The organism is Thiothrix eikelboomii (assembly GCF_900167255.1).
Classification (GTDB): domain Bacteria; phylum Pseudomonadota; class Gammaproteobacteria; order Thiotrichales; family Thiotrichaceae; genus Thiolinea; species Thiolinea eikelboomii.
The window spans coordinates 134,563-146,676 of sequence record NZ_FUYB01000006.1 but is presented as its reverse complement, the minus strand read 5'-3'; the positions used below and the strand labels follow the sequence as shown (position 1 = coordinate 146,676).

Below are 12,114 nucleotides of genomic sequence, written 5' to 3'. Positions count from 1 at the left end.
TTCATCATCACTAATCGTTGTTCACCAAAGCGCTCCACCAACTCACGCTTGAAAGTGGCTTCATCCTCATGCAGCGGGTCGATCACGATCATCGTTTGCACCTTGCCCTTCGTTTGAATCGTCACGTCCCAGATAGAGGGATACTTGGGCTTCTGAAAGGCCGCCATAATTTCGGCTTTCATCGCCTTGGCTTGAGCAAGCACTTCAGGCGAGGGCGTGCAGCCTTTTCGTACACCTGCCATCAACTGCCCGTCTTGGAGGAACAGTTCAAGCCCTGCATGATAGAACTCTTCCAGTAATGCAGGCTTCATAGTCCTATAACCTCTTCATACTCAGGTTCAGGGCAGAATTCGTTTTCTTGGGTAGAAGAGGGCAGAATTGGCAGATGTATATATACATCTCTGCCCAATTCTGCCCGTTCTTCAGATACCTGATTTTCCAATTCTTCCCAATTCTTCCCATTTCTGCCCTGTTCTTCCCTCAATTCTTCCCGCGCATATTTACCCACCAATAGGCAGACATGCCCCTCGTCTATCTTAATGAACCCTTTGTCTTCTAGCTTGGCAGATACTTCATTATGGAAACGGCTTGTTTTTTTGATGCCCGTCTGAGACAGAGTTTCTTTTACCCAACCATCCAGCTCCACCCATCCGGTATCTGAAGCGGAGGCCATCGTTTCCAGAATGGTCATAGCCGTTGTTTGATTGCCTCCTCTTATTTTTTTGCGCCAGTCTTCTTGCTTTGGTGTGGGTGGAACCGTTTCTAATGGATGCAGCACCGCCGACTTGACGGGATTATCTGCATCACCCCAGCCCAACAATCCCACGGTAAAAAACTGGAAAGCCATTGGCTCAAACGGCTCGGCTTCCTTAGCCTTGGTGCAACTGAGTACCAGCCTGTTCTCAGCATCTCGGGTTGTCCTCATTTCCAAATCAGTTGAAGCCTTGAAAACAACACTCCCCCGCGCCCGATCATCGGCGTTATGCCCTGAATGATGAACTATCATCACAGATACACCCGGCAAGGCTTCTCTAATAGCATCCAAAGCACGGATATAGCTAGATGCATCCTTAGTATTATTTTCATCACCGCCGATTGTTCTTTGAACGGTATCTAGTACCACCAGCCTGAGCGTGGGCATATTCCTTAAATAGTGAATCAACAGATCAACTTCTTCAGGTAATACCAATGCATGGCGTGCCACATAAAGCCCATTGCCTAACGCTACCCCCTTATCCTGATACCATGCAGCCAAGCGCCGTTTAATGCCGTTCATGCCCTCCCCTGCAATATAAGCAACGGTTCCTTGCTCCACAGGATGCCCGTACCAATCCAGCCCCGAAGCAATGGAGCAGGCCATTGATAAGGCCATAAAGCTTTTTCCATCACCTGACTTACCAAAGAGCATAATAGTACTATCTTGCTCCATCACATCTTTGATTAGCCAAGCAATCGGCTGAGGATTAGCTATCAACTCGGATGCCGACATAAAAAACGGCTTATCCGTCCGTACTGTTTTGCCCTCTGAATGAGCCTCGCTGGATTGAATAGCGACGCGCCCAAAGTTAGCAAGCCCTACTAAATTATCACGCTTGCCCTTTTTGGGATTGTTCCAGCCATACCGCGCCGCTGTATCAAAGATAAACGCCGCTTGGTACTGAGCGCCACTGCTGAAACTTTGCCACTTAGCAGGCATTTCAGCTTGATTGTACTTACTACTCCCCCTGCTCCATGTATCCCACAAGCTAAAGCCTGCATTACCCAAGGAATAACAGGCCTTCCCAATACTGACCCATAAGTCATAATCCTCATTAGGGATATACAACAAAGCGTCCTGTACTTCGCTCAGTTGATCATTCGCGGCTATAGCTTGGGTGCGGGGTGGCGCGGGTGAACGTTCTTTAGTGGTGAGTAGCTCAAGCCATGCAGAGGGTAAGGCTGCCACTGCTAAGCAATTAATAGCTTGATAATCCCCCGTATAGGTGCGGCCTGTAGTATCTAAGCTGGCTTCTGTGTGGCTTGGGGATGCGACTACATAGCCCCCATCTGCTCGAATATCGAAGCCTTCGCCGTGCTCCTTGAAGAGATTTGCATTGCTCTGGATTTTTAAATAAGAGGGATAACTGAAGAACCAATGTTCACCGCCAGAGGGTGTACTAACTTTGTAAGTATCGGGTAATGCACCGTGGATAGATTCAAGGCTTTGAATAACCTGCAGACCATCTTTCCCGCCTTTGCGGTCAATATCCAACACCGCTAAGCCGTCCCCTGTCGCAATGCCGAGATTGAAAGTACTACTTTCAAACCATTGGCTGATTTGTGCTTGATCCGTGGTCGCGTCCTTAAAGCCGTTTTTGGTGGCGGGTTTCTTTAAATGATGCCTCAGCGGGAATACAGGCCAGCCTCGCCGCGTATAGGCGAGCGCATCTATTAACATAGCGCTAGGTGCTTCGATTGCTAAGCTCATGGCGTTACCCCTAGCGTCGCTACTCTGGCATAATTAATGCTGTGTTTTTGTGGGCCGCTCTGTAATGGGGTGGCCTTTTTTTTGTTCATTAGACGGCCTTCCCTGCCGCTTTTTTCGGTGCAGATGGAATGCCTGTTTCTCGCAGCTGGTGAATATAAGCCGCATCCCAAACCGAAACACGAACACCGTATTTAGTGGGTGATTTAATTCGGCCTTGCTCGACGTATAGCCAGAACGTGGATAAACCAATTCCTAAATAAGCCGCGCATTGATTAGCACGGACATTGCCGACTTGTGGGAAGTTTTCAGCCGCTATCTTATTGAATTGCAACTTTGCCGCTTGGCGTTGGTCGCGGGTTTGAAGTACATCTGTTGGCATTTATAGAACCTCTGTATGTATTAGACAGAGGTACTATGCGACGGCTTGAATGGTGTTTAATATGGGTGGAAATGGTGTTTTTGATGGTGTTAATGGTGTTTTATGTGGTTTTGTGGGCAGATTTCAAACCTAAAGCAGCCCACGCATTTTTAACCGCTGTTCCATCCTTATAACTATAAGCCCCCGTTGCACGGTTAATTAACTCCTGCTGTAAGCCAGCAGGCATTAAACTATCCAAAGAAAGCCCCTTTTCTGTGGTAATAACATGCTTAATCCATTCCTGCATAGATTTCTTATTACCCTTTATAGGAGCAAAGTCTACTGATTCAGCTCCAGATGAACGAATAGGCGCTACTTGTTCTGCCTTATATGAACGATAGGTGGGTACTATCTTAAAGTGCTTTATCAATACCCTATCTAGCTTTTTATTAATCTTTACCTCACCCGCTATTTCCTTCAGTTCTTTCTTGCCAGAAAATCGCCTCAACTCCCTTTCAATACGCATGAGGTCTGGCGGGTTCATATAGCCACTTCCATTCAATTTCGCATTTATCCATACGGATAACTCTTCAAAACTTATTAAGTAATCGTTTTTTAATTCTTGTTCAATGTGATCAACCCACGACTGGTAACACCCCACAGCCTGCATTGACTCTATTTCATCACCCATTCACTACCCCTTTCTATTAGTAGCCCTTTCAGAATCTGCACGCCATCCGGTGAAAGGTGTCCGGGGTTCGCCCCGTCGGGCTAGGCGTGCCAGTGAAATTATAGCGCTTTTTGACGTATCGGGATAATGTGCGCCCCCTGCTCCACCCCGTCGAGGTAATCACTCCACCAGTGCATCATCTGGCGACGTATTTCTAGGTACTCTGCATGGTTATAAGCCCCACGAATCGAGTTCTCTTCTTTGTGTGCAAGGGCGGCTTCGATGATGTCTTTATCAAATCGTGCATCATTCAAAACGGTTGAACCCGTCGCCCTTAAGCCGTGAATCGTGAGCTTACCCTTGAACCCTAAGCGGTATAGCACTTGCAACATGGCATTCTCTGAAAAGGGCTTGCCTATGGAGCTATTCCAAAATAAATAAGACTGATGCCTAGTAAACGGCCTCAAGCGCTCCAAGAGTGCTAAAACTGGTGGAGTCAGTGGGATAGTGTGCGCTCGCTTCATCTTCATGCGTTCCGCTGGAATATTCCAAAGTTTGGCTTCTAGGTCGAACTCAGACCATTGAGCAAAACGGGTTTCTTGAGTGCGGGTTAAACAATGCAGGGTGAGTAGAATCGCCAGCTTGATGATTTCGCCCCCAGTATCCGCTTCCACTTGGCGAATGAATGCGCCGATTTCATCCGATTTTAGATAAGGGTTGTTCTTACGACGGGGCGCGGGTATCTCTCCCTTGAGGTTATCGGCTTCATTGTGAGCCACTAATTTTCTCAGCACCGCATACCGATAAATATCATTCAGCCAACGATTCAGCTTTTTAGCGGTTTCTATCGCACCTCGATTGATGACCTTTTGAATAACTTCGAGCAATAAGGGCGCGGTCACTTCTGAAATATGCAATGCACCTAAGTCGGGGAACAGGTTCACTTCCAGCATGTGCAGAATCTTTGCAGCGTTCTTTGCACTCTTCCAACGTTGAAGTGAATCGCGCCGATGCTGATGCCACTCTCTAGCAATAGTCTCGAAAGAATAAGCTTGTGCTCTTAACGTGGCTTGGTGCTCGGCTTCAGCCTTGGCTTTTTGTTGTTCACGGTAAGCCGTGGGGTCTCTGCCCTGCTTCACCTGTTCCTTGACTGTTTTCGCAAGACCATTGATTGCTTTTAAAGGAATATCGGGATAGTCCCCAAAAGTATAGATAGCGGGTTTCTTTTCAGGTGGCTTGAGGTAACGCATCCGCCAGACCTTGCGTCCATTCGGAAGTACATCCAAGTACACATTCTCACCCACTGGGATTCGATAAGGTTTGGCTTCAGGCTTGGCGCTTTTCAGTTTCACATCTGAGACACTAACCGCCATAGGTATATGCTCCACAGTTCATATACCTGTTTATATACCTGTTTTGTTTAGACGGTCATAGATAAATTAGACGACCCTAGACATAAAAAAGCCCTGAATCCGTTAAGATTCAAGGCTTTATGGATGCACTAGACTAAGCTAGATTTTAATTTGGTGCCGACGGCGAGACTCGAACTCGCACGACCTAGGGTCACTACCACCTCAAGGTAGCGTGTCTACCAATTCCACCACGACGGCAATCGGGTTGAAACCTTATTTAAGGTTTCTTAGGTTCAGTTGTAGCCGCTTCACCACTTGCTGCTGGCGTTGCTTCCGCAGGCTTAGCAGGGGCAGCCGTTGCTGCGGGTACTTCAGCTTGGGCAGCAGGTGTTGCTGCAGGCGCTGTTTCAGTTTTTGGTAACTCAGTTGCGGGTGCATTCTGAGTCGGCACTGCAGGCACTTCACTGCTAGCTGGTGCTGCAGGAACTTCAGGAGCAAGTTTCGGCGCAACGGTGCTCGCGGGCACACTATCCATAATACTGGTGGCAGGATTCGTGGTGCGATTGGAAACAATCCAAGCCAAAGCAATACAGTTGACGAAAAAAACAGTCGCCAAAATTGCTGTCGTGCGGCTTAAAAAGTTACCTGATCCCCGTGAACCAAACACAGTACCTGAAGCGCCACTGCCAAAGGCTGCACCTGCATCTGCGCCTTTGCCGTGCTGCATTAAAATCAGCGCGATCATCGCAACAGAAACAACGATTTGCACAATTAATAAAATATTATAAAGCATCTTTAACTTCTAAATAAACCATCAGTCTCGCTGATTTTGCCCAGCCTGACAAATCGTCAGAAACTCTTGAGCATCTAGCGAGGCACCACCAATCAAGCCACCATCAATGTCTTGCATGGCAAATAGCTCAGCAGCATTTGAACCCTTGACGCTGCCGCCATATAAAATCTGTACTTTCGCCGCTACACCTGCATCCAATGCAGCTAGACGCTGACGAATAAAAGCATGAACTGCTTGTGCTTGCTCAGGCGTCGCGGTCTTACCTGTACCAATCGCCCACACTGGCTCATAAGCAATCACTGCATCATTTAAAGCTTGCACGCCTTCAAGTTCGAGCACCGCATCTAACTGCCGCGCTACCACCACTTCAGTCATACCTGCTTCACGTTCAGCTAAGGACTCGCCTAAACACAAAATCGGAATCAAACCTTGTTTACGCGCTGCTGCAAACTTACGTGCTGTATCCATATCCTTCTCGCCGAATAAAGCACGGCGCTCCGAATGCCCGACAATCACGTATTTACAGCCTGTTTCTAGCAACATAGAGGCAGAAACTTCACCCGTATAAGCACCACTATCTTGCTCGCTCACATCCTGCGCGCCTAAGCCAACAACGCTTTTCGTAAGCAGCTCAGCAGTAAAAGGCAGATAAACATAAGGCGCACACACAGCAATAGAAACATCCGTTAAATTTTCAGCGCCAGCGACAATACCTGTAACTAGCTTTTGAATACTGGCTTTCGAGCCATTTAACTTCCAGTTACCAGCGACTAAAATGCGTCTCATAACCTTCCTTCTGAATCTCAGCGAGCGCGGAAGATTACCGATACTCTGCTTAGAAATCAATCCTTAAATCAATGGCGCACCCTAGAGGATTCGAACCTCTGACCTTTGCCTCCGGAGGGCAACGCTCTATCCAGCTGAGCTAAGGGTGCATAATTAGAGCTGCAAATCATACCGGACTGTGATGGCAACGTCTATTGACTAACCCGCTTTTATTTAAGTACAGGTCAATAATTATTGGCAAAAACGATAACCAACCCCGGTTTCTGTCAATAAATGCTGGGGTTGAGACGGATCAGCCTCCAGTTTTTGGCGCAAACGGCCGATATAGATCCGCAGATAATGTCCATCTTCTGAATGCCCTGCCCCCCAAACTTCACGGAGTAGTTGGCGCTGCGTCAGCACCTTCCCCGGTTGAGCAAGCATAATTGTCAGTAAATGGTATTCACGTGGGGTCAGATGCACTTGCTCCCCATTACGAAAAGTTAAGCGATTAACTTGATCGACCATCACTTCGCCAAATTTTACAATGGCCGAATTATCATTAGGCCGCTGAGCACGCCGTCGCTTTAAAGCGCGTAAACGAGCTAATAATTCAGCCACCCCAAACGGTTTAGCCAGATAATCATCGGCCCCTGCATCTAATAAACTAACCTTATCAGCCTCTAAATTGCGTGCCGATAACACCATAATAGGTACATCCGACCAGCCTCGTAAACTACGAATAAACTGACGACCATCTGCATCAGGCAGGCCTAAATCGAGAATCACTAACTCCGGTTTATACTCACTGACTAGCGCTAAGCCCGCAGCAACGGTTGGCGCTTCTAATACCTTGCAGCCCTCACCCTCCAAAGCTGCACGCAGAAACTGTCGAATCCGATACTCGTCTTCAACCACCAAAACCGATGTATTTTCCATCAAAATCACATCTCCCTTGATTTACCTTGGTGTTACTCCAACGGTAAAGCCCATTTACCCATCTAACTGATCAGCTGAGGTAAAATTTAACCGTACTATAGTCGTTAAATACCACGGCTGGCTACAGGAAATCGTTCGTTGGTCACGCTTAGCTGTTTGCAATCTGCCAAGCGTGGGGGAGATTAGCATAGATTCGTTGATCTACAAGCGACTAGCTGGTGAAGCCTCTCATTGAGGATAGAAGAAAGAGGAGAGAAGAAATTTACAGCTGCGCTCCAACCAGCACCGTGCATCGTTTTCGGTGCTGATTTAGCAGTGAGCTACAAAAGCTCAGCATTGATCCATAAATGTGCAAGAATACTGAGTGCATACCCCAATGCTACCGCCCACGACCATTTCAGATGGGAGGCAAAGGTATAATAGCCACGAGCCTGCCCCATTAATGCCACGCCAGCTGCTGAACCAATGGATAACAAAGATCCACCCACACCCGCCGTCAAGGTCACTAACAACCATTGCCCTAAAGACATATCTGGCTGCATGGTGAGCACTGCAAACATAACCGGAATGTTATCAATCACCGCTGAGAGTAAGCCAATAATCACATTCGCCACGGTTGGATTAACACTGTATAAAACCTCAGACACGAGAGCTAAATACCCAAATGCACCTAAGGCACCGACACAGAGAATCACGCCGTAAAAGAACATGAGCGTATCCCATTCGGCTCTTTGTAATTGATTAAAAATATCAAACCGCCCAACCGGCTCCTCTTCATCAGGATTAGTTGGGTTAGACTGTTGCTGCTTTAGATACCAACCATACACCTTCAAAACACCCAAACCTGTCATCATTCCCAGTACTGGAGGTAAATGAAATTGGCTATGAAAAATCACTGCCATTGCAATCGTCAAGATGAATAATACCACCACAACTAAACCACCTTGCTTAATCTTGACCCTTTCCGTAGTGGCGACTGGATGCCCTTTATCTAAAAAGAATGACATAATCAATGCAGGCACGAACCAATTAACCAAAGACGGAACAAGTAATGCAAAAAACTGGGAGAACTCCACAATTCCAGCTTGCCAAACCATAAGCGTGGTGATGTCACCAAACGGACTCCAAGCTCCACCTGCATTCGCTGCCACGACAATATTAATACAGCCCATTGCAATATAATTGGGTCGATCTGCTGCGACTGCGATTAAAACAGCGGCCATTAATAAAGCGGTCGTGAGATTATCCGCAACGGGTGAAATAAAAAAGGCAAGCAAGCCTGTAATCCAAAAAATCCAATACAGAGAAAGGCCTTTAGCTACTAACCAACTACGCAAAGCGGCAAAGACCTTACGCTCATCCATTGTATTAATAAAGGTCATGGCTGCTAATAGGAACAGCATCAATTTACCGAATTCGAGGAGATTATGATCTAAAATCACCGCAACCTGCTCGGTCAAGCCTAGCTGGTGATACGCCAGTGCGACACAAACCCACATAATGCCCGCAGCAACGATCACAGGTTTAGATTTACGTAAATGCAATTTCTCTTCTGCTATCACTAGGCTATAAGCAATAATAAAAATCAGCAAAGAGAGTAAGCCTAAACCACTGCTTGTTAAATTAGGTGGCTCAAAGGTGCTAGCGACCGTTAAGCTAGGAAAAAATGCTAATAGCCCTAGGGATAAGCAACCAAACAACAAGGATAAATGCATAAGTCCTCCGAATAACAAGCAGGCAACACTGAATTAGCTAACCGTTTACAAATCAGAACTGAACAGGAAACTCGCTATAAGAGACCTTACCAAACTGAGCAACCGCTAAGCGAATCTTATTGGGCTTAGGATCTAAGACACTAGGAGGAAACTCACCGTACCATACGGTTTCACCTCTTAATGGTTCAATCACAATATGCTCTTCTTGATCACCACGAACTAAAGACATTTCCATTCCACGAATCCGATCATTCGGGGTTAATTCGATACGTATCAATTCACTCTTGCTCGCTGGTTTATATTTCAAACTCACTTTCAGTGCTTCATTACCGACTTGGCAGTCAGTTGCCAAATCACAACGACCGATTAATTCCATCGGGATCATTTTTAATTTGCCCGCAGGTTCGGGATTATTCTTAGTCGCCCATAAATCTGCTAAGCCATAGCCACCGATTACAAAAACGGGCGCTACCAAAATAGCAATGCGCAGATGGATACTTAAACCAAAAAACCATTTAAACATAATGGGCTTTAACCTCTGTCTAAAACTCATAAAGAAAAGGCTCCCGGAGGAGCCTTTTCAAGCTAGCTTAACTAACTGCTCTTAGTGAGCAATCGCTGTGCCTGCACCCCGAGGGATACGAACACTTTCCACTAATTCCTGAATATGTGCAGGTGGTGGAGCAGTCATCCGCGATACAATAATAGCCACTGCAAAGTTAACCAAAGCACCGACTGTACCGAAGGCTTCTGGTGAAATACCTAAGAACCAGTTAGCTGGAACATTCGCCGCCATCTCCGTACCTTTTACGAAGAACCAGCCCTTGAACCAGAAAATGTAAACTAAGGTAGTACCGATACCTGCAAGCATACCTAAAACAGCACCATAATTATTAACCCGCTTGGAGAAGATGCCCATCATCAACACAGGGAAGATCGAGGAAGCGGCTAGACCAAACGCCAAGGCGACAACTTCTGCGGCGAATCCGGGTGGATTTAGCCCCATATAACCGGCCAATAAGATCGCAATCGTGATCGCAATCCGTGAAGCCATTAACTCAGTTTTCTCAGAGATATTCGGAGTAAAGATACCCTTCATTAAGTCATGCGAGATCGCTGAAGCAATCGCTAATAATAAGCCAGCCGCTGTCGATAAAGCAGCTGCAATACCACCAGCTGCCACTAAAGCGATAACCCAGTTCGGTAATTTAGCAATTTCAGGGTTAGCCAAGACCATAATGTCATTGTCAACCTTAGTCATTTCATTACCTTTCCAGCCATAGCCTGCGAACTTAGACGCTGCTGCATCAGTGTTCGCTTTATCCAACGCGGCTTGAGCTTTGTCGAAGGCTGCTTGAGCTTTAGTCTTGTCAGTCGCATCGGCTAAGGCTTTTTCAGCGGCTGCAAAATCGGCTTGAGCTTTACTTAAGGCACCATCGTTGTAGTACTGTAAGCGACCGTCACCGTTTTTATCAGTGAAAGCGATTAACTTAGTCGCTTCCCAGTTCTTCATCCATTGCGGACGCTCTTCAATCACTAAGTTACCGTCAGCAGCACCGACTGGGCCGATTTGTACTGTATTCATCAGATTCAAGCGCGCCATTGCACCAATCGCAGGAGCGGTCGTGTAAAGGATAGCGATGAAAATTAACGCCCAACCTGCAGAAGAACGTGCATCAGCAACTTTAGGTACAGTGAAGAAACGAATAATAACGTGAGGTAAGCCCGCAGTACCGATCATCAGAGTCATCGTCAAGAAGAACAAATTGATCGTGGAATCATGTTTATCGGTATAAGACTTAAAGCCAAGCTCAGTCACCACTTGATCGAGCTTATCTAACAGATACATATTACTGCCATCTGCTAACTGAGAGCCCAAACCTAACTGAGGCAAAGGATTACCGGTTAATTGCAGAGAAATGAAGACAGCTGGAATGGTATAAGCAAAAATCAAAACCACGTACTGAGCGATCTGAGTATAAGTGATCCCTTTCATTCCACCGAAAGCAGAATAGAAGAATACAATCACCATACCGACCACTAAGCCCACTTCCATTGACACACCTAAGAAACGAGAGAAGGTAACACCTACTCCTTTCATTTGGCCGACAACATAAGTCAAGGAAATGATGACCAAGCAAATAACCGCGACGATCCGTGCTGTTTTTGAGTAATAACGATCACCCACGAACTCAGGCACGGTGAACTTACCGAACTTACGTAAGTAAGGGGCAAGTAGCATAGCCATTAATACGTAGCCACCTGTCCAACCCATCAGGTAAACAGAGGCGTCATAACCTTTAAAGGCAATAATACCTGCCATCGAGATAAAGGATGCGGCAGACATCCAATCAGCGGCAGTAGCCATACCGTTAGCGATGGGGTGAACACCGCCCCCTGCAACGTAGAATTCACTGGTCGAACCCGCTTGGGCTTTGAAAGCGATATAGAAATATAAGGCGAAACTTAAGCCAACGACAGCATAAGTCCAGATTTGAAGTTCAGTCATTTAGATCCCCTATTACTGCTCATGCACATCAAATTTACGGTCAATTTGCCCCATGCGCCAAGCATAGAAGAAAATCAAAATGACGAAAGTATAAATAGAGCCTTGTTGAGCAAGCCAGAATCCTAGTTTATAGCCGCCTAGTTTGATGGCATTTAAGGGTTCGACTAAAAAGATACCGAACACAAATGACACCAGAAACCAGATGACCAGGCAGACAGTCAGCAAACGCACATTCGCTGACCAGTAAGCAGACATATCATCTTTCATCGATAGTACTCCTCCATTAAAAAGATAAAACAACTAACCTAAGTATCTATATAAAACCGTCATCCACACACAACTCGCGCCGTTTGAGATAACAGATCTTGTATAAAATCAATAACTGCTGTGGGCTAGGGTTAACTTTCATTAACGCTCAGTAATGACTACTGATTGCCTGTTTGGTTTTATTCAGGCGTTTTTAGTTTTAGGCTGCTATCGAGGAAATCACCTCGACGCGAGGGTAAGGGAAACTGTAACCAGAAGCAAGCAAAATGCCGCCCTTAT

At 46.3% G+C, this 12,114-nt stretch carries 12 protein-coding genes and 2 tRNA genes; all 14 read right to left on the bottom strand.

Translation table 11 applies throughout. The annotated features are described in order from the left end of the window. Positions 1-311: hypothetical protein (locus B5D50_RS09010; protein ID WP_143594306.1), on the bottom strand; the 311-nt coding region annotated here is incomplete at its 3' end. Then, on the bottom strand, positions 308-2,467 hold the full coding sequence (locus B5D50_RS09005; RefSeq protein WP_078922269.1) for an AAA family ATPase: 2,160 nt from the start codon (positions 2,465-2,467) through the stop codon (positions 308-310). The genes B5D50_RS09010 and B5D50_RS09005, both read right to left, overlap by 4 nt. A gap of 88 nt (positions 2,468-2,555) precedes the next feature. Then, the gene (locus B5D50_RS09000; RefSeq protein ID WP_078922268.1) at positions 2,556-2,846 is read right to left on the bottom strand and encodes a helix-turn-helix transcriptional regulator; all 291 of its coding nucleotides are present in this window, start codon (positions 2,844-2,846) and stop codon (positions 2,556-2,558) included. A gap of 100 nt (positions 2,847-2,946) precedes the next feature. Then, positions 2,947-3,516, bottom strand: coding sequence for a hypothetical protein (locus B5D50_RS08995; RefSeq protein WP_078922267.1), 570 nt, complete (start codon positions 3,514-3,516; stop codon positions 2,947-2,949). A gap of 98 nt (positions 3,517-3,614) precedes the next feature. After that, complete coding sequence (locus B5D50_RS08990; RefSeq protein ID WP_078922266.1) at positions 3,615-4,868, bottom strand: tyrosine-type recombinase/integrase; 1,254 nt, start codon at positions 4,866-4,868, stop codon at positions 3,615-3,617. A gap of 151 nt (positions 4,869-5,019) precedes the next feature. Beyond that, positions 5,020-5,105: transfer RNA gene (locus B5D50_RS08985), tRNA-Leu, on the bottom strand. Between the two features lie 19 nt (positions 5,106-5,124). Beyond that, a complete protein-coding gene (gene secG, locus B5D50_RS08980) occupies positions 5,125-5,640 on the bottom strand; it encodes a preprotein translocase subunit SecG (RefSeq protein ID WP_078922265.1) in 516 nt (171 codons plus the stop codon). 21 nt (positions 5,641-5,661) lie between these two features. Beyond that, complete coding sequence (gene tpiA, locus B5D50_RS08975) at positions 5,662-6,426, bottom strand: triose-phosphate isomerase (protein ID WP_078922264.1); 765 nt, start codon at positions 6,424-6,426, stop codon at positions 5,662-5,664. 72 nt (positions 6,427-6,498) lie between these two features. After that, positions 6,499-6,575, bottom strand: a tRNA-Arg gene (locus B5D50_RS08970). Positions 6,576-6,657: 82 nt separating this feature from the next. Further along, positions 6,658-7,344: a response regulator gene (locus B5D50_RS08965; protein ID WP_078922263.1), complete on the bottom strand. Its 687-nt coding sequence runs from the start codon at positions 7,342-7,344 to the stop codon at positions 6,658-6,660. Positions 7,345-7,664: 320 nt separating this feature from the next. After that, positions 7,665-9,059, bottom strand: coding sequence for a sodium:proton antiporter NhaD (gene nhaD / locus B5D50_RS08960; protein WP_078922262.1), 1,395 nt, complete (start codon positions 9,057-9,059; stop codon positions 7,665-7,667). Positions 9,060-9,111: 52 nt separating this feature from the next. Then, complete coding sequence (locus tag B5D50_RS08955) at positions 9,112-9,582, bottom strand: hypothetical protein (RefSeq protein ID WP_078922261.1); 471 nt, start codon at positions 9,580-9,582, stop codon at positions 9,112-9,114. Positions 9,583-9,663: 81 nt separating this feature from the next. Continuing rightward, positions 9,664-11,568: a sodium:solute symporter family protein gene (locus tag B5D50_RS08950; RefSeq protein ID WP_078922260.1), complete on the bottom strand. Its 1,905-nt coding sequence runs from the start codon at positions 11,566-11,568 to the stop codon at positions 9,664-9,666. A gap of 12 nt (positions 11,569-11,580) precedes the next feature. Further along, positions 11,581-11,835, bottom strand: coding sequence for a DUF4212 domain-containing protein (locus tag B5D50_RS08945; protein ID WP_078922259.1), 255 nt, complete (start codon positions 11,833-11,835; stop codon positions 11,581-11,583). Between the last annotated feature and the right edge of the window lie 279 nt (positions 11,836-12,114).